Here is a 23,019-nt window from a genome sequence, read left to right as displayed (position 1 = left end):
CACCTTCCGGTTCCATTCTTCGCTAACGTCAATCGTGTTGTTGCTTAGCCCTGAACACAGGCTTGGTAACGAGGACTACTAAACCGCCAACATTGGAATACAGACTGTGACTGAATTTACTAGAACCAACACTCTCGTCGGAGCCCAGAACGTTCTGGAGAAAAAGATTCGTCGGGTCCATGATTTTCCGCAGCCCGGAATCGTGTTTGAAGACTTGACTCCCGTGCTCGCGGATCCCGAATCTTTTGCACAATTAGTCGACGCGGTTGCAGAACAGTGCCAAGCTGCAGGTGCGGAAATCATTGGTGGTCTGGATGCACGTGGTTTCTTGTTGGGTTCTGCAGTTGCATATAAATTGGGACTAGGAATTCTTGCGATACGGAAGCAAGGGAAGCTTCCTCCACCAGTGCACAGCCAAGAGTACAGCCTGGAATATGGCGAGGCTGCTTTGGAAGTGCCTGCGAACGGAATTGAGCTTTCTGACAAAAACGTTGCACTTGTCGACGATATCTTAGCGACAGGGGGTACCCTCGGCGCTGCAGCCAAACTGCTTGCTACGTGCGGGGCGAATGTAGTGGCTAACGTTGTGATTTTAGAAATACCCGGTTTGGGTGGGCGGGAACAGCTTGGCGACGATAACCTAGTAGTTATCTATCCCAACAGAGGACGCTAATTTCCGGAAAGGCCATCTATGACTGATAACAAAGCAGCGAAACGGCCGTCACCAAGTGTGCGCAGCATGTCCGCGCGCCTCGCGAGATCATTGACTTCAGGCAAGGTGAAGATCAAACCTGTACTGGAACCATTGATGTCGATTCACCGCGAATTTCATCCAAAAGCTGACGCGGATGTTATCAATCGAGCCTACGAGACGGCTGAACGATTGCATGAGGGGGTAACCCGTAACTCAGGTGATCCTTATATCACGCATCCGCTAGCTGTGGCGACCATCGCCGCGGAGATTGGCATGGATACCACAACCGTGGTGGCTGCATTGCTGCACGATACGGTTGAGGACACCGATTATTCGTTGGAGGACCTGACACGTGATTTTGGAACTGAGGTTACGCGGCTGGTCGATGGCGTCACCAAACTGGATAAACTAGCTTTCGGAAGTGGTGCAGAAGCGGAGACGATCAGGAAGATGATTGTCGCAATGTCTAAAGATCCGCGTGTGTTGGTAATTAAAGTCTCTGACCGCCTGCATAATATGCGCACCATGCGCTTTTTGCCCCCTGAGAAACAGGCAAAGAAAGCGCGTGAAACCCTGGAAATCATCGCCCCACTGGCGCATCGACTGGGTATGGCCTCGGTAAAATGGGAACTAGAGGATCTGGCTTTTGCCATTCTTTACCCGAAGAAATATGACGAAATCGTCCGAATGATTGCAGATCGAGCTCCCCAGCGCGATCGTGTATTGAAAGAAATTACTAACGAAGTTTCTTCGACGCTGAAGGCCAATGGTATCGAAGCCGAAGTACGTGGCCGCCCGAAGCATTACTGGTCGGTCTACCAAAAAATGATCGTTCGAGGTCGCGAATTTGCCGAGATCTTTGATCTGGTTGGTATTCGTATTTTGGTCAACGACGTTAATAGTTGCTACGCGGCGATTGGCGTGGTTCATGGTTTGTATTCTGCTTTGCCAGGCAGATTTAAAGATTATATTGCCCAGCCGAGGTTCGGGGTTTATCAGTCTTTGCACACTACGGTAATTTCTGGTGCAGGTAAGCCATTAGAAGTCCAAATACGGACGCATGAAATGCATCATAACGCCGAGTATGGGGTGGCTGCACACTGGCGTTACAAAGAACTCAAAGGAAAAAACAGCGGCAAAGATGCCGAAGTAGATCAAATGGCGTGGATGCGTCAACTCTTGGACTGGCAGAAAGAAGCGGCTGATCCAAACGAATTTTTGGATTCTTTACGTTACGATCTTACCTCCAGCCAGATTTTTGCCTTTACGCCAAAGGGCGACGTTATAACTCTCCCTGCTGGGTCAACTCCAGTTGATTTTGCATATACGGTACATACTGAGGTCGGTCATCGTTGTATCGGTGCCAAAGTTAACGGAAAACTGGTGGCTTTGGAATCTGCGTTAAAATCGGGCGACCGCGTGGAAATTTTTACCTCAAAAGATCCCAATGCCGGGCCATCTCGTGACTGGCAGAACTTTGTAGTTTCGCCGAGGGCGCGTGCGAATATCCGGCAGTGGTTTGCGAAAGAGATGCGTGAGGTGCATCTAGAGGCCGGTAGGGATGCGTTGGCGGCAGAGATCCAACGTGGCGGGCTTCCAATGCACCGTCTTTTTACGACTAGCTCCATGAAGCAGGTAGCTACTCAGCTGCATTACCCGGACATCGATGCCCTTTATACTGCAATTGGCGCTGGTCATGTGTCGGCACAGCACGTTGCGAACCAACTTATGGCAATGTTCGGCGACCAAGAAGATGCCGTGGATGCACTGGCAGATCGCACGCCATTGAGCGAACTGTTGCAATCTAAGCAGCAGGCAGCCCTTCAAGATCAGAACCGCAGCGGGATTTTGGTCGAGGGGAACCCCGATGTGCTGGCAAAAATTGCTAAGTGTTGTCAGCCTGTTCCCGGCGACGAAATTTTTGGTTTTATCACGCGCGGCGGGGGCGTATCGGTGCACCGTGCTGATTGTACGAACGCGACTAAATTGCGCGATGAGCCAGAACGTGTGCTTGAAGTCAGTTGGGCTAATAACGTTGATACTGAAGGTGCCTTTAGTGCCACCTTGCAGTTGGAGGCGCTAGATCGGCAGGGCCTTTTGTATGACCTGACCGGGATTTTTCAGAAATCTTCGTTGTCAGTGCTTTCGATGAATTCGCAAAGTTCGGAAGACCATGTGGCGACGGTCCGGTTTACCTTTACCGTTTCGGGCAGCAAACAGTTGGGTGCCTTGATGAATACTCTGCGAAACACTGAGGGCGTATTCGACGTTTACCGGGTGACAGCCTAGTAATTAATTAGGCCGATGAGTTTCTTTCGTCTGCCGTAATTGATTCAGCATCGGAAGACGAAGAGGACTCGATGAGCAGTTAGATTGCTCATCGAGTCCTCTTGCTATGGTCAACCATGATCTACGACTTATTTTATCCGGGAATGCCCGGAATATCGTGTTAAGTCGAGAATTGTTAACGGGCTTATGCCTCGTTAGCCTCTGGTTAGATTACCTTCAAGCTCTTCAAGAAAGCGAAGATGGTGCTGGCAACGCCGACGACACCGGAGATGGCCTTCAAGATTTTGTTGAAGCTATCAAAGTTGAATCCACCTTCGCTGGTTGAAGAGCCGTTGCCGGTCTCCTTGGCGCCAGTTCCGGATTCTTTGGTGTTTTCCTCATTTGAAGAACCGGCGAAGGTCTCAGAGATGTTAGAGCTAAATGTGGCAGTTTTGTTCTGAGCAGGCTGTCCCTCAACAGCGATAGCTGGAGCGGCAGTCAGGGCAGTAGTGGACAGTGCGAGGGCAGTTGCGCCGGCCAAAATTGCCTTGCGAGGGGAAAACTTCATATTGCCTGAATTCCTTAGAACTAGATGTGTCTGGACTTTGCTCAGCATAACGCAGGTTCCTCTCTGCTTGCAAGTGTTTTCACTAGAAGATTTGCGATTCTTTAGGAATCCTGTACAACAGCTTTCTTGATTCGAACTTCTTCCGATGGTGCACCGTCACCGGAGCCGTCCTCGGTACCGGCTTGCGCAATTGCGTCCAATGTCTTCAGTCCCTCGTCGTTGATTTGCCCGAAGTAGGTGTAATTGGCTTGTAGCGGGGAATCTTTATAGTTCAGGAAGAACTGTGAACCATTGGTGCCGGCGCCGGCGTTAGCCATGGCAATGGATCCACGGGGGTATACAACTTGAGTTGACGCGGCTTCATCTCCAAATTCATCAGTTGGGTATTCGTTGGCGAACTGGAATCCTGGACCGCCGGAACCCTGGCCCGTTGGATCGCCGCATTGCAAGACGTGGATTCCAGAAGTAGTCAGGCGGTGGCAGACGGTGTCATCGTAGTACCCTGCGCTTGTCAAATGTTCGATTGCATTCACCGTGCATGGCGCCACTTCGCGGTCGAGCTCCATTCCGATTTCGCCCTGCGAGGTTTCCAACGTGACATTTACGTGACCCCGTGCAGAAACTTCATCCGTCTTCGGAGTGCCTGCGTCGGAAGCCCCATTTTCGGCATCGCGCTTCTCATAGGTGCAAGTCACGGTTTCGGGAAGTTCTTCGGAGCGCTCCAATGCGAGGGGCTCTACATCTGGGGCTTCCGGGGTTGTGCTTTCTTCTTCTGCAGTAAGATCCGCGTCGTCACCGTCCCGGGTTGCCAATAACCAAATGCCTCCCACTAAAACGACGATTGCGAGTGCTGCGATTGCTGCTATTCCCAAAGGGCGGGATTTTTCTTTACGTTCGCGAGACTTCAGCGCTTTGTCGAGTTCGTCAAGCGATTCTACGCCTCGTTGTTGGTTGTTTTGTTGTTTCTTATCCACTGTTGGACTTTCTACTAGCGGTTACTGTGCCGAGCCTAGGCATCTGCGAAGAGTCTAACGAATATGGCTGACTGGTGGGGAGCATAAGGCTTTGTAATATCTTCAACACTACTGAGGGTATCCTGGCAGACCACCTGTGCCGTGCTGGCGATAAGTCAGAAATGAACATAGTGGTAGCCGAAAGGGTGGCACGAGTGCCTAGCCATGATTACTATCGTGGGCATGGCTACTACTAAATTTCACGATGAAGAAACGGCTACCGTCGGAGAGCTGCCAAAGGTCGGTGACAAGCTGCCTGACTTTACTGTTGTTGGCTCCGACTTGCAGGAATTTTCTTTGGCGGATTTCTCTGGCAAGAAGCTAGTGCTCAATATTTTCCCGTCCTTGGATACGGGTGTTTGTGCAGCTTCTGTGCGTCGTTTCAATGAAGAAGCTGCCAGTCTCGACGACGCTGCCGTTTTGGGCATTTCCGCGGACTTGCCAATGGCACACGGTCGGTTTACCGATGCAGAAGGCATCGATAACGTTAAAACGGGCTCGGTCTTCCGCTCCAGCTTTGGCAAGGATTATGGCGTCACACTCGAGGGGTCCCCGCTGAAGGGACTGCTCGCTCGCACCGTGATCGTCGCTGATGCGGAGCACACCATCACCCACGTGGAGCTTGTAGAGGAAATTACCTCTGAGCCTAATTACGACGCCGCTTTGGAAGCGTTACAGAAATAGCTCTGTATACGACAGTGCGGTGGCCCGGCAATAATCCGTTAAAATCTGCCCATGGAGATTTCTGGATTTGCTGCAGGGCCGTATAAAACCAACTGTTATATTGTTTCAGATAATGGGCGCGCGTTCGTGGTTGATCCCGGAATGCATGCTGTAGACCGCGTCGTGCAAGCAACTGAATCGTTGCAGCTCGAGGCGGTTTTTCTGACCCATGGGCATTTTGACCACACGCGATCCGCCGGTGATTTAGCCGCGAAATTCGATATTCCGGTTTATATTCATGCTGCTGATGAATTCTGGTTGAATGATATGACCGATCTGCCGTCCCAGATGCAGGCGCTATTCGACGTAGCTAACATGGTCCCGATTAAAGACTTGCGTATTATCGGAACCCCAGGTTCGCGCAACGAACCTATATCGCTCGAATTACTGGGGCACCATTTTCGTGTGGTCCACGCGCCAGGACATTCACCTGGCTGTGTGATGTTGCAAGACGAAGATGTTATTTTCTCTGGTGACGTACTGTTTCGGGGAGCCATCGGTCGGACTGATCTGCCTTTTTCAGATCAGCAGGCAATGATGTCTTCTTTGCGTGAGGTTGTCGCAGTTTTGCCTGATGAGCTAGCCGTCCTGCCTGGTCACGGTCCTACAACCGTTATGAAATACGAGAAGGCTACCAATCCATTCTTAGCGGAGTATAGGGGCTAAACTGGTTGCCTGTGAGTACTTCGAAATTCAAAGCAGCAGCCCCGAAGGGTGTGCCAGATTATGTCCCGCCCCAGTCAGCGACGTTTGTGAAAGTACGTGACACGTTAGTGCATCATGCTCGTTTAGCAGGATTCGAGCATATTGAGCTCCCGATTTTTGAAGATACACAGCTTTTCGCCCGAGGCGTAGGTGAATCAACCGACGTGGTATCGAAAGAGATGTATACTTTCGCAGACCGTGGTGATCGTTCTGTGACTTTACGTCCGGAAGGTACTGCGGGGGTGGTGCGTGCTGTCATCCAGCATGGTCTCGATCGTGGTCCGCTGCCAGTGAAATTGGTATACAATGGGCCGTTCTTCCGCTATGAACGGCCACAAGCAGGTCGCTATCGGCAGCTCCAACAAGTTGGCGTTGAGGCGATTGGAGCAGATGATCCTGCACTGGACGCTGAAGTAATAGCGATTGCAGATCGGGCATATAAAGCGCTTGGTCTCCGTGGTTACCGTTTGGAAATCACTAGTTTGGGTGACCACAATTGTCGTCCGCAATACCGCCAGAAGCTGCAGGATTTCTTGTTTCAGCTAGATTTAGATGAGGAGACTCGTAAGCGCGCTGAAATCAATCCTTTACGGGTACTGGATGATAAGCGTGAAGCGGTGCAAAATCAGCTTGCCGACGCGCCCCTAATGCTGGATCACCTTAACGACGAGTGCCGTGCTCACTTCGATGCGGTAACGAACTATCTGGATGAGATGGGAATCGAATACACGATTAACCCTCGTATGGTTCGTGGTTTGGATTATTACACGAAGACTTGCTTCGAATTCGTCCACGATGGTTTGGGTGCACAATCGGGCATTGGTGGTGGCGGCCGTTACGACGGGCTGATGGCTCAACTCGGCGGACAGGAACTGTCAGGTATAGGCTTTGGTCTGGGAGTTGACCGCGCGATCCTGGCATTGGAGGCCGAAGGTATCACGCTGGAAGGAACTGAACAGAGGGTTGAGGTTTTTGGTGTTCCGTTGGGCGAAGCCGCAGGTGCTCGCATGCCACTGTTACTTAACTCTTTAAGGCAAGAGGGTATTTCTGCGGATATGGCCTTCGGGGGCAAGGGAATGAAAGGGTCCATGAAAGCTGCCAACCGTTCCGGTGCGGCCTATGCCTTGGTGCTTGGCGAGGCAGAGTTGGCCGAGGGCGTGGTGGCGGTTAAAGACCTTGCTGCGCACGAACAAACCGAAGTCCCAGCCGAACAACTAGGGAAGTGGCTACTCGAGAAACTGCGTTAGCACTCGACCTGACTGACTGTAAAGCCTAAGGTTTTTGCTAGGCCGCCAATGGATGTTTCTTTGTATTTAGAGAGCATATCGCGGCCAGTTTCAGCCATTGTATTGATCGCGTTGTCCAGTGTGACATGGTGGGTACCTTCGCCGATCTTGGCTAGACGCGCAGCGTTGATTGCTTTCACTCCGCCAATCGCGTTGCGTTCAATGCACGGAATCTGCACTAATCCACCGACTGGGTCGCACGTTAACCCGAGGTTGTGTTCGAGCGCTATTTCCGCGGCATTTTCAATTTGTGCCGGCGTGCAACCCAGTAGTTGTGCCATTCCTGCAGCAGCCATGGCTGAAGCAGAGCCCACTTCGCCTTGACAACCAACTTCTGCACCCGAGATTGAAGCATTTTGCTTGATGATCATGCCGATAGCGCCAGCAGTTAGCAGGTAGCGTCGGGCGGATTCCCTGGTGAAGTTTGCTTGGAAATCGCGGGCGTAGTGCAAAACCGCAGGAATGATTCCGCAGGCACCGTTGGTGGGGGCAGTTATCACACGACCGCCGGCAGCATTTTGTTCGTTTACTGCTAACGCGTAGAGATTGACCCATTCCATAGCGGAAAACCCGTGCGACGTGTCATCGACAGCGTCGAGAAGCTGCTCATAGACTCGGTGTGCACGGCGCGGTACATGCAATCCGCCAGGTAAATGTCCTTGGGTAGCGATGCCTTCGGTTACGCATGAACGCATAACATCCCACACAGTGGTCAAGTGGTTATTGACGAAATCCAGCCCACCATTGCCTTCATGTAAAGCCTTTTCATTTGCTTCGACAAGTTCCCAAATTTCCCGGCCCGATTCTTCGCACATGCGCAGCAGTTCCGCGCCCGTCCTAAATGGGTATGGTACTTCTGACTGCCCATCAGCTGCAGCCATACCGGCAGGCACTTCGTTTTCTGTTTCGAGTTCTTTATCTAGCTCTTCTCGCGTGAGGATAAACCCTCCGCCGACAGAAAAGTATTCGATGCCGTTGGCAAGACATTCTCCTTCGGCGTCCCAGGCGCTAAAAACCACGGCGTTGGGGTGTTGTGGAAGGGGCTCATTAATGAACCGAAGTTCGTAGTGGATTTCCCTATCAGGGCCGGTGGCTGACCCTTTAGTTGGAATGGGTTGGTCTGCTCGGGGTTCGGCGTCGAGTGGTACATCAAGCGGATCCCAGCCGACGAGGCCAAGAATAACTGCACGGTCAGTGGCATGTCCACGTCCAGTAGCGGCTAAGGAACCACGGAGTTCGGCTTGGACTCGGTGAGGAATGGCCGTTAAAGAATTGATGAATGATTTTGCTGCACGCATGGGGCCAACCGTATGAGACGAGGATGGTCCGATGCCGATGGAGAAAATATCAGTCACACTTATGGTCATAGAGATGTCCTCAATTCTTTTATGGGTGTGCACTCTTGCTTTTCGCTGGACTAACCGAGTAAGAAAAATTGTTTAACAATTTTCGAAGCTTGAGGTGTCTAGTCTACGTGCCTTTGAGCCGAACTATCTAGGTGGCAGATTCCCATAATTTTGTGTGACTGAAATATAAATCGTGAATATGCATACAAGGCTGTCTCCATGGAAAAATTCGGTCGTCGACAGATTAACCCCGGCATGTGAAGAGTAATAATCAAACAATGTAGGATTGGGACAGTCTAAATATGGTTCAGCGCCTCTTGTTGCGCTAATGTTACCGCTTACGCGTTTGCGCTGCGGTGAGACAAGCAATGCGTGAGAACCATTCGACCCTATGGAAGGATTTTCGATAATCGTGCTGCGCACACATTCAGCAGGACAGCTTGGCAAAGACCTTGCAGGAAACTCAGTAACCCTTGCCGGATGGGTTGCTCGTCGCCGTGACCACGGCGGCGTCATCTTTATCGACCTGCGAGATCATTCTGGATACGTGCAAGCTGTATTTCGTGATTCACAGGTCGCTGAACAAGCCCATGCGCTGCGTTCGGAATACTGCATCGCGATCACCGGGGAAGTAGAGCCACGTCCAGCTGGATCGGAAAACCCAAACCTGGCATCCGGTGAGATTGAAGTTAACGTCACTGAGCTCAAGGTCTTGTCAGCCTCTGAAGCGTTGCCATTCCAGGTCGAAGATGCTTCGTCTAACGACGTAGGCGAGGAAGCACGCTTGCGTCACCGCTATCTGGACCTCCGCCGTCAGAAGCAAGCAGAAGCGTTGAAACTGCGTTCACGTGCTAACCAGGCCGCACGCCGCGTGTTGGACAAGCATGATTTTTTGGAGATTGAAACCCCAACTTTGACTCGTTCCACGCCTGAAGGCGCACGGGATTTCGTTGTGCCAGCACGTTTGAAACCAGGGTCCTGGTATGCACTACCGCAGTCCCCACAGCTTTTCAAACAGTTGTTGATGGTTGCAGGCATGGAACGGTACTACCAGATCGCGCGTTGCTATCGAGACGAAGATTTCCGTGCGGACCGGCAGCCAGAATTCACTCAGCTTGATGTCGAAATGTCATTCGTAGACCAGGAAGACGTTATTTCCCTGGGTGAAGAGATTGCTGCTGAGCTTTGGAGCCTAATCGGACATGAGATTGCGCGCCCAATTCCACGCATCACCTACGCTGATGCCATGCGTAAATACGGCTCAGATAAGCCAGATCTACGCTTCGATATCGAGATCACCGAATGTGCCGACTTTTTTAAGGACACAACTTTCCGCGTCTTTCAGAACGAATATGTTGGCGCAGTAGTAATGTGCGGAGGGGCCAACCAGCCACGGCGACAGCTAGATGCTTGGCAGGAATGGGCCAAACAGCGAGGCGCTAAGGGGCTTGCTTATATCTTGGTTGGTGAAGACGGCACGCTATCCGGGCCTGTCGCTAAGAACATTACCGAGACAGAACGTGAGGGAATCGCAGCACACGTTGGCGCGAATCCTGGAGACTGCATCTTCTTTGCTGCTGGCGATACCAGGTCCTCTCGTGCACTGCTGGGCGCTGCTCGCAATGAGATTGCACAGAAACTAGGCCTTATTAAAGACGGCGACTGGTCGTTCGTTTGGGTCGTTGATGCCCCCTTGTTTGAACCAGCGGAAGCCGCTGTAGCTGACGGCGATGTCGCGTTGGGCGACTCGAAATGGACCGCGGTGCATCATGCTTTCACCTCCCCAAAGCCAGAATGGATCGACTCTTTTGATGAGAATCCAGGTGAGGCTACTGCCTACGCTTATGATCTGGTCTGCAATGGCAACGAGATCGGTGGCGGTTCGATCCGTATCCACAACAAAGATCTGCAGGAACGGGTATTCAAAGTTATGGGCATCAGCGAGGAAGATGCCCAATCGAAGTTTGGCTTCCTATTGGAAGCTATGAGCTACGGTGCACCTCCACACGGCGGAATCGCCTTTGGATGGGACCGTATTGTTTCGTTGCTCGGCGGATTCGATTCCATTCGTGATGTCATCGCGTTCCCGAAGTCCGGTGGCGGTGTAGACCCATTGACTGATGCACCAGCACCAATTTCTGCTGCACAACGTAAGGAAACCGGAGTGGATTATAAGCCGAAGGCTGGAAAACCGCAGGCAGAAAATCCGAAGGCTTAATCTTTTTCGGTGCCTGTTTTCGGTTTCTTCCCACCGCGCGGCTGATAGCTATTTCACTCTCCAGTTGCGGAGAGCCTGCAAAAAACTATGAGCAGCGCGGTATTACCACATTATGGAGTAAGTAGAGTGCCTAGCAAGGAACAATTAGTACGTATCGCCCAAGATTTGCTATCGCACCGATTTGGCGGTTCCCAACGCCTTGAAAATGTTGAAGTGCTTGCAGGATCTGGAGAATCCACGGTGTTGCGTGCACAGGTTGCCAGCCAACCATTTTTGCAGCACCGCACGGTGGTATTGAAATTTGTTCCAATGACCGGCGAGGTACTTTATGACGCTGCTTTGATGCGCGAAGTGGTGGCCTACCAATTCACAACGGCTCTTCCGGAGAATGTCCGTCCTGGCCCGGTCCTCTTGGCTTATGATATGGATGAGCGGTTGGTGGTGATGACAGATTCCGGGGACGGCGATACCTTTGCTGAGCTGTTAGAAACCGCTAAGCAGGACACACGGGGTCATATTTTACGTAACCTTGGTAGTTCGCTTGGGCGCATGCATGCCGGTACTGCAGAGCGCGAAAAGGAATTCGATATTCTGACTTCGCGCATGCTTAAACACCACCCGCAATTTAGCGAAAACCAAGGCGTTCGGGATGCGGCCTTAGAAAAGTCGATTCTATTAGGTGAGCAGATCTTAGAGCACTCTGGATTCGTTTTACCACAAGCTTTTCGCGACGCCGCGCAGATTGCGCGCAAGCGGGTACTGGGGGGATCGGCCCGAGCATTTACGCCATTTGATTTGTCACCGGACAATATTATTGTCTCAGACAGAACTCATTTTTTGGATTATGAGTGGGCTGGATTTCGGGACGTGTCTTTTGACATCGCTTGCGTCATTGCGGGCTTCCCGCAGTTCGTTTTCACCCACCCTATTACTGACGATGAAGTTGAGACCTTTATTTCAGCTTGGAAACGCGAGATCAAAAGTGTTTTTCCTAAACTCGCTGAGCCAGAGTATCTCCACGGCAGAGTCTTAGCTGCGCTTGTTGGTTGGGGCTTGTCGACACTTGCGACGATGGCTGCCGGGAACTTGAGCGGGGTCGTCGGGATGTTAGAAAAAGGCGACGATATTACTGGAGATCTCGAACATGCGGCGAGACTATTACGGGTTGGTGCAGCCGACAGTTTCACTGAAGACGAAATACTTGCGCGCCGCGATATTTTTGAAACTTTCGAAGCTATGTCGAGGTATGGCACGTATGGAGGTGCAGCTTCTAGTATTCAGATTGCAGAGTTCGCTCGCAGTATTGCTCAGCGCGTCGAAAAGCCTGGTTGGAAGTAATGAGTCAGGATTCATTGTTTGGTTCTGCCCGTCTTGGATCCGATATAAACGATCCAAGCGAGGATTTGCAAAACCTTCGCGGAACACAACTCTTCCAAACTGGGGACGATGCACCGTTGGCAGCTCGCATGCGTCCGAGGGCATTGGACGAGGTTTTGGGGCAGGGGCACCTCCTAGATGAAGGCAAACCGTTGCGCAGGTTAGTGGAAGGTTTCGGCCGTAGTTCAGTCATACTCTATGGTCCACCTGGAACGGGAAAAACTACAATAGCTTCACTTATAGCTGCGCAAATGAATCATAATTTTGTGGGTTTGTCCGCATTAGATTCGGGGGTTAAGCAAGTCCGCGAAGTCATTACCGTGGCACGCCGTGATGCGCAGCTTGGCAAGAAGACCGTGCTATTTCTAGACGAGGTTCACCGATTCTCGAAAACACAGCAGGATGCTCTTTTAGCTGCGGTAGAAAACCAAACCGTGCTTTTGGTAGCTGCGACAACGGAGAATCCCTCGTTCTCGGTTGTGTCTCCTCTGTTATCTCGTTCTTTGTTATTGACTCTGCAACCACTGGATAATGCTGCTGTTGCTGAACTCGTCCGTCGTGCAGTTTCTGATAATCGTGGACTTGCGCGCCGCGTGGAGATTTCAGATGCGGCGGTCAAGGACATCGTGCGCTTGGCAGGAGGGGACGCTCGTCGCGCTTTGACTTACCTAGAAGCCGCTGCAGAATCTGCTTTGGCCGAAGAATCAGCTGCAGATGGAGATGCGGCTCAAACTGCGGTTTATCGGAACGATGAACAGGATACTCCCGAAATTACCGCAGACATGGTGGCACAAAGCGTCGACAAGGCTTTGGTCCGGTATGACCGTGATGGTGATCAGCATTATGACGTTTCCAGTGCCTTGATCAAATCAATCCGTGGTTCCGATGTCGACGCCGGGCTGCATTACCTTGCACGAATGATTGAGGCAGGGGAGGATCCCCGGTTCATCGCACGCAGGTTAGTGATTTTGGCAAGCGAGGATATCGGTATGGCTGATCCGCAGTCGCTGCAGGTTGCAGTTGCAGCGGCCCAAGCAGTGCAACTTATCGGGATGCCTGAAGGAAAATTAACTCTTGCCCAGGCAGTTATTCACCTTGCAACTGCACCGAAGTCAGCGAGTGTATATCAAGCGATTACTGCAGCGCTGGGTGATGTTCGCGCGGGGAAAACTGGAATGGTGCCAGCTCATTTGCGTGATGGACACTATCAAGGGGCAAAACGCCTCGGGAACGCGCAAGACTATGTGTATCCGCATGATGATCCGCGCGGTGTTGTCAAGCAACAATATATCCCGGATGGGCTAGACGATGCAGTTTATTACCAGCCTACTGACCACGGTAATGAGAGCCGTATTTCGGAATACCTGGGCAGACTGCGTAGGTTGGTACGAGGTAAGAAATAAGAAAGAGAAGCGAGTTAGTAGACTCGCTTCTGAAAAAGGTTTTGACAAAGAGAAAAGGACTTCGCAGTGAAAACTCATGAGATTAGAGACCGATTTATTCAGCATTTCGCGCGTCGTGGACATGAGGTTGTGCCGAGCGCTTCATTGGTTTTAGACGATCCAAATTTGCTATTCGTGAACGCGGGTATGGTTCCATTCAAGCCGTTTTTCTTGGGGCAACAGAACCCTCCGTACCCGAATGGGACCGCGACCTCGATTCAGAAGTGCGTCCGTACTCTTGATATTGATGAAGTAGGTATTACGACGAGGCATAATACTTTCTTCCAAATGGCTGGTAACTTCTCGTTTGGTCAGTATTTCAAAGAAGGCGCCATTACCAATGCCTGGTCTCTGCTGACCAACTCGTTGGCTGATGGTGGTTTAGGGCTTGCCCCGGATCGCCTTTGGGTGACTGTCTATGAGACCGATGATGAGGCCGCCGAAATCTGGCAAAATGTTGTCGGAATTCCAGCTGAACGCATCCAGCGAATGGGTGTTGAAGACAATTATTGGCACATGGGCGTGCCAGGTCCGTGCGGACCATGCTCCGAAATCTATTATGACCGCGGACCAGAGTACGGTATTGAAGGCGGCCCCGCAGCCGACGAACACCGCTATATGGAGATTTGGAACCTCGTATTCATGCAATATGAACGTGGTGAATCGACTGGCTCCGGTAAGGGCGATTTCGAAATTCTGGGAGAGTTGCCAGCGAAAAACATCGATACTGGCTTAGGCATCGAACGACTGGCTTGCCTTCTTCAGGGCGTAGATAATGTGTACGAAACTGATCTGTTACGCCCGGTGATTTCTGCAGCGGAGAAGCTCACTGGTGCCGACTATGGTGCTAAACAAGGCGATGACGTACGGTTCCGCGTTATTGCTGATCACTCGCGCACCGCGATGATGCTAATTCTCGACGGCGTAACACCATCGAATGAAGGCCGTGGCTATATTTTGCGACGCCTTCTACGCCGGATTATTCGTTCTGCTCGTCTGCTTGGTGCCCGTGCTGAAACCATCAAGACTTTTATGTCGACCGTGATGGATACGATGGAACCGTCCTACCCAGAAATTCAAGAAAGCCGCGAACGAATTCTGGCTGTATCTTCAGCAGAAGAACGAGCTTTTTTGAAAACGTTGGAATCGGGAACAAGCCGCTTTGATGAGACCGCACAACAGCTTAATCAACGTGGCGAAAAGGTACTCACTGGCTCAGACGCCTTTTTGCTGCACGATACTTACGGCTTTCCCATTGACTTGACGATGGAAATGGCGGCAGAAGCTGGCTTAGACGTGGACATGGACGGTTTTCACACCGCCATGGCCGAGCAAAAAGCGCGGGCGAAAGCCGATAATAAGGCGAAGAAAAATACCCACGCTGACGAATCCGTCTACCGCGAATGGGTGGATAACCAACCCACTGAATTTGCGGGCTATTCAGAGCAAGCGACGAATTCCACGATCATCGGTTTGGTTCGCGACGGTCAATCAGTCACAACCGCCCACAGCGGTGAGAATGTGGAAGTTATTCTGGATGTAACCCCGATGTACGCGGAATCCGGAGGCCAGCTGGCAGATCGCGGTACGATTACTGCAGGGGACGCCACCGTCGAAGTTACCGATGTGCAAAAGATTGCCAAGAAACTGTGGGTGCACCGTGGACAACTGCTAGGCGGTTCTATTGAAATTGGTCAGGCAGCGACGGCAGAATACGACCAGCAATGGCGTCATGGCGCACGCCAGGCACACACCGCGACTCATCTTATCCACGGTGCTTTGCGAGACGTTCTTGGCCCAACTGCTGTGCAGGCGGGGTCGATGAATCGGCCGGGGTATTTGCGATTCGACTTCAACTACACTGAACAGCTGAGCGCTGAGCAGATGGATCAGATCGCGACGATCACCAACCAAGTCGTCGACGCAGATTACCAGGTCAACACCATGGAAACTACGCTTGATCAGGCTAAAGAAATGGGAGCACTCGCGCTATTTGGCGAGAACTATGGCGAACGAGTTCGGGTAGTTGAGATTGCTGGCCCGTTTTCGACAGAGCTATGTGGCGGTACACACGTTAGCCATTCTTCGCAGATAGGTCCGGTTTCCGTTCTTGGCGAATCATCCGTAGGATCCGGCGCACGCCGAATTGAGGCCTACTCTGGATTGGATGCTTTCCGATATTTCTCGAAAGAAGCCGCGTTGGCCCATGGCGTTGCGCAATCGTTGAAAGCTAAACCGAATGAAGTCCCGGAACGAATCGAAGCACTAACCCGAAAGTTGAAAGATGCCGAAAAACAGGTAGCGGCTCTTCGACAACAACAAATGGCAGCACAGGCCACGGAATACGCAAGTGATGCAGTAGATGTGAACGGAATTGCTGTTGTTTGTGCACAATTGCCATCTGATGTTAATGGGGGGCAGTTGCGTTCGATCGCCGTGGATATCCGTAATCGCATTAAAGATCGCCCAGCCGTGGTCGTTCTGGCTGCAGATAATGACGGTAAAGTGCCGTTCGTAGCTGCCGTAAGCTCGGCTGCAGTCGACAAGGGAATTGCAGCTGGCAAATTGGTATCTCTGTTTGGAGGCTATGTTGGCGGAAAAGGTGGAGGAAAACCGGACTTAGCGCAAGGCTCAGGGAACCTCGCAGCTGGAATAAACCAAGGTTTTGCGGCTGTGCGGGAGGAAATTTCTCAGATCTAACGTGGTATTTCGAGAGGGGATAGGCCGTAATAGCCGCGCCGATCGTCATTTTGTTACCGTTTAGTTATAGAATACCTACGAAGCCCAATACAATGGACCTGTCGGCACCAGAAAGGTAGAAAGTATACGTGAGTATGCCCGAGCCAGACGCGCCAAGCGTTGATTCTCCTGGCGACTATGCTTCAATCGCTGGGCGCCGAATCGGTCTCGATGTCGGTACCGTTCGTATTGGTGTTGCTGCTTCGAACCGCGAAGCGACAATGGCATTTCCCGTGGAAACTGTGCAGCGCAAAACTGGGTTTAAGGATCGCGACCAAAGCGATATCGACCGTTTACTCAGTCTGATCGAACAGTACGAGGCTGTGGAGATTATCGTCGGACTGCCTAGGGATCTACAAGGTCATGGCTCAAAAAGCGTGAAACACGCGAAAGAAATTGCCTTTCGCATCCGACGTCGTCTGCGTAGTGCTGGTGTCGAGACCCCCGTAGTGTTCGCTGATGAACGATTAACTACCGTGTCAGCATCCCAAGCATTGCGTGCATCGGGTGTATCTGAAAAAGCCGGGCGAGCGGTGATTGATCAAGCCGCAGCTGTGGAAATTTTGCAATCGTGGTTGGATTCCCTTGCACTCGCCCGCCAGCGTGAAAATGACTCGCCGAACTAAGAAGAGATTATAGAGATGAGCAATCAAACTCGAGTGCGCGTAAAGCGCAGCATGGACCCGAAGTATGTCAAACGTCGGCAGCGGGGTCTTGCTGTCCTCATTGCGTCATTTATCTTGATAATCGGTGTGAGCGCCTATATCGCGTTCAATGTCGTTTTTGCTCGTGGAGGTGCATCTGTGGATGACTACGACGGGAATGGCAATGGCGTCGTTGCCATGGTGCAGATTAAAGAGGGCGATTCTATTTCGTCATTAGGCCCGGAGCTAGAAGAACGTGGCATTGTAGCATCTGATTCCGTATTCCAGACTGCTGCTGCTAGTAATCCAGATGCTGGAAATGTACAGCCTGGATTTTACCGCCTGGAAGAGGAGATGAGTGCTCAAGCTGCAGTCGCAGCGCTGCTGGATCCAGCTAAGCAGGTCGACCTGCTTGACGTTCACGGCGGCGCTACTTTGCAGGATGTCAACGTCAAAGGTGGTAATGTTCGGCTTGGGATATATAGCCAGATTTCCAATGTCAGCTGCGCAGATAATGAAGAGGATCAGTGTGTTAGCGCTGAAGAACTAGCATCTGTAGCCGCTAATAAAGACCCGGCGGATCTCGGCGCGCCTGAGTGGGCGCTGGATCCTGTCCGCGCGCAAGGCTCTGATCCAAAACGGCTTGAAGGATTAATTGCTCCAGGTCAATACGTCATTGACCCGAGTATGGATGCAGAAGAAATCTTAACGGATCTGGTAACGCGAACAACCAAGCGGTACAACGATTCAAAAATTGTCGAACGTGCGCGAGCAGTGGGCTTGGAACCATATGAGCTATTGATTGCGGCTTCCTTGGTAGAAAGGGAAGCACCAGCGGGCGACTTTGACAAAGTCGCGCGTGTGATTCTAAACCGCTTAGACGAACCAATGCGTCTAGAATTTGATTCGACGGTAAATTATGGGTTGGATGATGTTGAACTCGCAACCTCGGATGAAGATCGAGCACGCCAAACTCCGTGGAATACTTATGCGATGGATGGCTTGCCGGCAACCCCGATTGCTGCGCCTTCAGATGATGCATTACATGCTATGGAACATCCTGCCGAGGGGAATTGGCTGTTTTTCGTGACGATTGACAACAAAGGCACCACAGTATTCAACGACACCTTCGAAAAACACTTAGAAGATGTAGATCGGGCGCTCGAATCCGGAATCTTGGATCACCATGAGTAGTTCCGTTCCGAGTGGCTCGGAAATCGTGCACCGTGCAGCCGTGCTGGGGTCGCCGGTTTCTCATTCGCTCTCACCGGTATTACATAATGCTGGTTACGCTGCATTGGGGCTTGACCAGTGGCACTATCTATCCTTCGATGTTCCTAAAGGACAGTTAGCATCGTTTGTGGCTAATGCTGATCCCTCATTTCAGGGGTTTTCAGTCACCATGCCGGGAAAATTTGAAGCACTCCAAGTCGCCGATTCCGTCAGCGGGCGTGCCCAAATGATTGGTGCGGCGAACACCCTGGTTCGCCGCGAAAACGGCTGGTTTGCCGATAATACTGATGGAGATGGGGTGCTTGGTGCATTAAAAGAGCTGTTTCCACAGACCAGTAAACAATTGGAGCATGTCGTGGTGTTGGGATCCGGGGGAACTTCCCGGCCTGTCTTGTGGGCGTTGGGTACGCTCGGTGTTTCTACTGTCACCGTCGTAAACCGAAGGGATCGTAGTAATGAATGGGCTCCGCTAGCAGAAGCGGTCGGACTTAATTGGCGGACAATTAGTTGGGAAGACAAAGTTCCGGATAGCGATGCTGTGATATCGACTGTTCCTTCCGCAGCTTTGCTTGGTCATGAACGCCGTGTTGCTCATGCACCGGTTCTCGATGTGATTTATGATCCGTGGCCGACAGCATTGACCACTCAAGCTGCTTCTAATGGGCACCGCAGCGTAGGCGGACACGTTATGTTGGCCTATCAGGCTTTTGGCCAGTTCACAGCCTTTACTGGAAAGTCCGCTCCCGAATCAAGTATGTGGGAAGCATTGGAACGGGTACTGGCGTCTCGCATCGCATAATTGTGGCTTATAACCGGTTGCTTTAAGGACTTGCGGTACCGTGAGTAAGCATGGGGGGATTATCACTATACGCATTAGTTGTTCTTGCAATCGTGTGGGCTAGCGCTCTGATCTACTACGACTTGCGCTTTCACCGGTTGCCAAATTTACTTACCGTGCCTGCTGCATTGGTGTCGGTGGTTTGGGCTCTTTTTATGCAGAACACAGGTCAGATCCTCTGGGCTGCAGTAACCTGGCCGACCTTGTATATTGCACAACTTGTTGTAAGTTTTTTCTGCAATGGGCGGGACGGATGTAATCGCGGAGTTGGTGGCGGTGACATCAAACTCGCCGTTCCCTTGGGGGTTGCCGCAGCCGCTGTCGGCAATATTTTTGCTGTTTTACTTGCATCGATGACCGCAGCAATACTGAGTTTGTGTGCTGCAACACTACTACGGCGCAGCTACGTTGCACATGGACCAGCTATGATATTGGCCACTGTGATGGTTTCAATAGTGTTTGTGGAATAATGGTGTCTATGCTTCGTTGGACAACCGCTGGGGAATCACACGGCCAAGCACTTGTGGCTGTCGTAGAGAATATGCCTGCACACGTTGAACTCACTTCAGATGATATTGCGCACCAACTCGCACGCCGTCGCCTGGGCTATGGGCGCGGGGCACGCATGAAATTTGAAGCAGACGAGTTAAGTCTGCTTGCAGGGATACGGCATGGTAAGACACTGGGCAGTCCAATCGCGATCATGATCGGTAACACAGAGTGGCCGAAGTGGGAAACTATCATGGCTGCGAATCCGGTTGATGTGGATGACCCCGAGATTGCTAAAGCAATGAGTTCGGGGCGTGGTGCGCAGTTGACGAGACCTCGTCCAGGGCATGCAGACTTCTCAGGCATGGTGAAATATGAGCATAGTGATGCTCGTAATATTCTCGAGCGTTCGTCTGCACGTGAGACTGCTGCGAGAGTAGCCTGTGCGACGGTTGCGCGTAATTTTTTACGGCAAGTTCTCGGCGTGGAAGTTCTTTCCCATGTAATCTCCATTGGGCCATCGCAACCCTATGATGGTCCTGCACCAACGCCGGATGATATTGACCGCATCGATGCTTCTCCAGTGCGTGCTTTTGGCAAAGATGCAGAAGAATCGATGGTCTCTGAAATAGAAGCGGCGAAAAAAGCTGGTGACACGCTTGGCGGCATCGTCGAAGTCGTTGTCGATGGTCTTCCTATCGGCTTAGGTTCTCATGTTTCGGGTCAGACTCGACTGGATGCACAGTTGGCGGCAGCCTTGATGAGTATTCAAGCCATTAAAGGCGTGGAAATTGGTGATGGTTTCACTCAGGCTCGTTCACGAGGCTCAGCAGCACACGACGAATTTATGCATGCAGCATCTGGTTTAACCCGCGCGACGAATCGGGCAGGCGGTTTGGAAGGAGGGACTACCAATGGTGAACAGCTACGGTTACGCGCCGCTATGAAACCAATTTCTACTGTTCCCAGAGCTTTACGCTCCTTCGACATGAATACCGGCAAGTCTTCGACTGCTATTCACCAGCGTTCGGATGTCTGCGCGGTGCCTGCTGCCGGAGTTGTCGCAGAAGCTATGGTTGCCTTGGTACTTGCACAGGCGGTGCTCGAAAAATTTGGTGGCGATAGCGTTGCGGAAACGCGTCGCAATTTTCAGGCTTATCAAGAAAGCGTCGACAAGCGGTTTTCGTTTTGCGGAGCTCAGTCGGCAGGAGGGGCAAGTACGGGACCAGTAGAAGAGGGGGAACAATGACTTCTGCAGAGCAGCCACGCCCTTCTGTCGTACTCGTTGGTCCTCCCGGAGCTGGAAAAACCACTATTGGGCGTCGCTTGGCGCGGGTACTGAACCAAACTTTTGTCGATTCTGATTCCGTAATTGAACAACGTGCTGGGAAAACCTGCGCCGAGATTTTCGCTGATAGCGGAGAAGATGCATTCCGTGAGCTGGAAGCCGAAATAATTGCTGAAGCATTACATGAACCCGGGATACTTGCACTCGGAGGTGGCGCAGTTATACACGAAGGCACTCGTGGGTTGCTTGGAGAACAAACCGTAGTCTTTGTAGACGTCAGTGATGAAACCGGTATCGAGCGGACTACTCGACCGCACAACAGAGACCAGCGCCCGTTACTAGCTGGGGCTGACGCCAGCGAACGGTACCGAAAATTAATGGCGCAACGGCGACCGTTGTACCGAGAAGTCGCTGATTATCGCGCGCGGACAGAGCAACGCAGCCCGCAGCAGGTTGTTGCCGATATTTTGGGATTCTTGGAAACCTTATAGCGCCTGGAAGGCAGTACACGACGATGAACTTCAACATGTTTTCACCATCGCCGGATAATCGGCAATTTGCCCGCGGTACTACGGAGGTTATCGAGGTTAACGGCCCTAATCCGTACCAAGTTATTGTCGACCGTGGCTTGACTGATGCGATAGCAGAGCGGAGTAAGCAGACTGGCGCACAAACCGTAGGTATTATTCACCAGCCGACGATGGCAGCCCCGGCGCGTCAGGTAGCATCTGCCATCGAAGATCGTGGCTTACGAGTGCATTTGTTTCCGGTACCCGATGCAGAAGCCGCGAAGAGCCTAGAGGTTGTCAGCGAATTATGGGATAAGCTCGCACAGCATAATTTTTCTCGCAGCGACGTGGTCATTGGATTTGGTGGTGGTGCGGTCACAGACCTCGCGGGGTTTGTTGCTGCTACCTGGATGCGCGGTATCAAAGTCATTCAAGTACCTACCACGCTGTTGGCGATGGTGGATGCAGCTGTTGGTGGAAAAACAGGAATTAATACTGGTCACGGTAAAAACCTGGTGGGAGCATTCCATGAGCCCGATAGTGTATTTGTCGATCTGGACCGGCTTACGACGCTTCCGCAAAATGAAATCATTGCTGGATCAGCGGAAATTATTAAGACTGGATTTATCAGTGACAGCATTATCATCGATCGTTACGAGGCAGATCCACAGAACTGCCTAGACCCGGATGGTTACCTTCCAGAATTAATTGCGCGTTCGATTGCAGTAAAGGCGAACGTCGTCGGAATGGATCTTCGTGAGTCTGGATTACGTGAGACTTTGAATTATGGACACACCTTCGCGCACGCAGTGGAATTGCGAGAAGAATTCCAGTGGCGCCACGGCGACGCTGTGGCCGTCGGCATGATGTATGTTGCGCATCTCGCGCACAATCGCAAACTGATTGACGAAGATCTTTTGCGACGTCATCGAAACATCTTGCAGTCTGTCGGCCTCCCGGTTTCGTATGAAGCTGGACACTTTTCTGTACTGCGCGACGGTATGAGTCGAGATAAGAAAAATCGTGATGGAAATCTGCGCTTTGTCGCCCTCACAAGAATCGGTGAGTGCACTCGCATTTCAGATGCCTCAGATGAGGAATTACGCGCAGCGTACACAGCGATCAGTAGCTAATACTGTAGCTGCGCAACGTTAAGGAGGAATTAATGTCCAGTGATAAGCATCCGACGATTTTGGTGCTTAATGGCCCAAACCTGAATCGTTTAGGGAAGCGGCAACCAGATATTTACGGTGCTGTAACCTTGCCGGAACTGGAAAAACAGCTGGTCAGCGCAGGTCATGCACGAGGCCTGCAGGTAGTATGTCGACAATCGAACGCAGAGCACGAATTAGTGGAATACGTGCATGAAGCTGCGGATAAGCAGTGGCCTGTGATTATTAATCCGGGTGGACTGACACACACGTCGGTAGTATTGCGTGATGCGCTAGCAGAAGTTGCCGAACAGAAGGGGTTCATTGAGGTACACATCTCCAATATCCATGCCCGCGAACCGTTTCGTGCGCATTCCTACCTTTCTCCTATCGCTCGAGGAGTGATTTGCGGGTTAGGCGTTTCCGGTTATTACGCAGCAGTAGATTATTGGGCGAAGAATTTGGCGTAACATCGTGATTTGTAATTC

Annotated in this window: 20 protein-coding genes; 17 read left to right on the top strand and 3 right to left on the bottom strand. The window is 51.6% G+C overall.

Features of this window, described 5'->3' with window-relative positions; translation table 11 throughout:
- The first annotated feature begins 106 nt into the window (after window positions 1-106).
- Both L9H78_RS05800 and L9H78_RS05795 read left to right on the top strand, forming a co-directional pair.
- A complete protein-coding gene (locus tag L9H78_RS05800) occupies window positions 107-673 on the top strand; it encodes an adenine phosphoribosyltransferase (protein WP_249617233.1) in 567 nt (188 codons plus the stop codon).
- An 18-nt stretch (window positions 674-691) separates the two neighbouring features.
- Window positions 692-2,983, top strand: a complete 2,292-nt coding sequence (locus tag L9H78_RS05795; protein WP_249617232.1) for a RelA/SpoT family protein — start codon at window positions 692-694, stop codon at window positions 2,981-2,983.
- Window positions 2,984-3,188: 205 nt separating this feature from the next.
- Here the strand turns inward: L9H78_RS05795 and L9H78_RS05790 are convergent, their stop codons facing one another.
- Window positions 3,189-3,530, bottom strand: coding sequence for a hypothetical protein (locus tag L9H78_RS05790; RefSeq protein WP_249617231.1), 342 nt, complete (start codon window positions 3,528-3,530; stop codon window positions 3,189-3,191).
- Between the two features lie 101 nt (window positions 3,531-3,631).
- A complete protein-coding gene (locus L9H78_RS05785) occupies window positions 3,632-4,504 on the bottom strand; it encodes a peptidylprolyl isomerase (protein WP_249619528.1) in 873 nt (290 codons plus the stop codon).
- Window positions 4,505-4,726: 222 nt separating this feature from the next.
- On the opposite strand from L9H78_RS05785, the gene tpx reads away from it, so the two are divergent.
- Genes tpx through hisS form a run of 3 tightly spaced genes read left to right on the top strand, consistent with a single transcriptional unit; the run spans window position 4,727 to window position 7,218 of the window.
- Window positions 4,727-5,227, top strand: a complete 501-nt coding sequence (gene tpx, locus L9H78_RS05780; RefSeq protein ID WP_249617229.1) for a thiol peroxidase — start codon at window positions 4,727-4,729, stop codon at window positions 5,225-5,227.
- A gap of 51 nt (window positions 5,228-5,278) precedes the next feature.
- A complete protein-coding gene (locus tag L9H78_RS05775; RefSeq protein WP_249619527.1) occupies window positions 5,279-5,932 on the top strand; it encodes an MBL fold metallo-hydrolase in 654 nt (217 codons plus the stop codon).
- Window positions 5,933-5,943: 11 nt separating this feature from the next.
- On the top strand, window positions 5,944-7,218 hold the full coding sequence (hisS, locus tag L9H78_RS05770; RefSeq protein WP_249619526.1) for a histidine--tRNA ligase: 1,275 nt from the start codon (window positions 5,944-5,946) through the stop codon (window positions 7,216-7,218).
- On the opposite strand, the gene L9H78_RS05765 is transcribed toward hisS, so the two are convergent.
- A complete protein-coding gene (locus L9H78_RS05765; protein ID WP_249619525.1) occupies window positions 7,215-8,624 on the bottom strand; it encodes an L-serine ammonia-lyase in 1,410 nt (469 codons plus the stop codon). The genes hisS and L9H78_RS05765 overlap by 4 nt on opposite strands.
- A gap of 391 nt (window positions 8,625-9,015) precedes the next feature.
- On the opposite strand from L9H78_RS05765, the gene aspS reads away from it, so the two are divergent.
- The 12 genes from aspS (at window position 9,016) to aroQ (ending at window position 23,001) form a co-directional block, all read left to right on the top strand.
- Window positions 9,016-10,821: an aspartate--tRNA ligase gene (gene aspS / locus L9H78_RS05760; protein WP_249619524.1), complete on the top strand. Its 1,806-nt coding sequence runs from the start codon at window positions 9,016-9,018 to the stop codon at window positions 10,819-10,821.
- A gap of 126 nt (window positions 10,822-10,947) precedes the next feature.
- Complete coding sequence (locus L9H78_RS05755) at window positions 10,948-12,159, top strand: phosphotransferase (RefSeq protein ID WP_249619523.1); 1,212 nt, start codon at window positions 10,948-10,950, stop codon at window positions 12,157-12,159.
- Window positions 12,159-13,601, top strand: a complete 1,443-nt coding sequence (locus L9H78_RS05750; RefSeq protein WP_249617223.1) for a replication-associated recombination protein A — start codon at window positions 12,159-12,161, stop codon at window positions 13,599-13,601. Before L9H78_RS05755 ends, L9H78_RS05750 begins: the two co-directional genes overlap by 1 nt.
- 66 nt (window positions 13,602-13,667) lie before the next feature.
- Window positions 13,668-16,340 (top strand): alanine--tRNA ligase, encoded by a 2,673-nt coding sequence (alaS, locus tag L9H78_RS05745; RefSeq protein ID WP_249619522.1) that lies wholly within the window; start codon window positions 13,668-13,670, stop codon window positions 16,338-16,340.
- A gap of 134 nt (window positions 16,341-16,474) precedes the next feature.
- Window positions 16,475-17,005 (top strand): Holliday junction resolvase RuvX, encoded by a 531-nt coding sequence (ruvX, locus tag L9H78_RS05740; protein ID WP_249620747.1) that lies wholly within the window; start codon window positions 16,475-16,477, stop codon window positions 17,003-17,005.
- A gap of 15 nt (window positions 17,006-17,020) precedes the next feature.
- The gene (gene mltG / locus L9H78_RS05735; RefSeq protein WP_249619521.1) at window positions 17,021-18,217 is read left to right on the top strand and encodes an endolytic transglycosylase MltG; all 1,197 of its coding nucleotides are present in this window, start codon (window positions 17,021-17,023) and stop codon (window positions 18,215-18,217) included.
- Window positions 18,210-19,055: a shikimate dehydrogenase gene (locus L9H78_RS05730; protein ID WP_249617219.1), complete on the top strand. Its 846-nt coding sequence runs from the start codon at window positions 18,210-18,212 to the stop codon at window positions 19,053-19,055. Before mltG ends, L9H78_RS05730 begins: the two co-directional genes overlap by 8 nt.
- A gap of 50 nt (window positions 19,056-19,105) precedes the next feature.
- Window positions 19,106-19,564: a prepilin peptidase gene (locus L9H78_RS05725; RefSeq protein WP_249619520.1), complete on the top strand. Its 459-nt coding sequence runs from the start codon at window positions 19,106-19,108 to the stop codon at window positions 19,562-19,564.
- Window positions 19,565-19,572: 8 nt separating this feature from the next.
- Window positions 19,573-20,832 (top strand): chorismate synthase, encoded by a 1,260-nt coding sequence (gene aroC, locus L9H78_RS05720; protein ID WP_249619519.1) that lies wholly within the window; start codon window positions 19,573-19,575, stop codon window positions 20,830-20,832.
- Window positions 20,829-21,362 carry a shikimate kinase gene (locus L9H78_RS05715; protein ID WP_249619518.1) on the top strand — a complete coding sequence of 178 codons (534 nt, stop codon included), beginning with the start codon at window positions 20,829-20,831 and terminating at the stop codon, window positions 21,360-21,362. The genes aroC and L9H78_RS05715 overlap by 4 nt, the downstream gene beginning before the upstream one ends.
- A 35-nt stretch (window positions 21,363-21,397) precedes the next feature.
- Entirely contained in the window at window positions 21,398-22,513 is a 1,116-nt protein-coding gene (gene aroB, locus L9H78_RS05710) for a 3-dehydroquinate synthase (RefSeq protein WP_249620746.1), read from the top strand.
- Between the two features lie 32 nt (window positions 22,514-22,545).
- On the top strand, window positions 22,546-23,001 hold the full coding sequence (aroQ, locus tag L9H78_RS05705) for a type II 3-dehydroquinate dehydratase (protein ID WP_249619517.1): 456 nt from the start codon (window positions 22,546-22,548) through the stop codon (window positions 22,999-23,001).
- Window positions 23,002-23,019 lie beyond the last annotated feature (18 nt).

Origin of the sequence: Corynebacterium pseudodiphtheriticum (assembly GCF_023509295.1) — a bacterium.
Lineage (GTDB): Bacteria > Actinomycetota > Actinomycetes > Mycobacteriales > Mycobacteriaceae > Corynebacterium > Corynebacterium pseudodiphtheriticum.
Note: the sequence above shows the minus strand (reverse complement) of the source record. Positions and strands in the feature narration are given on the sequence as shown.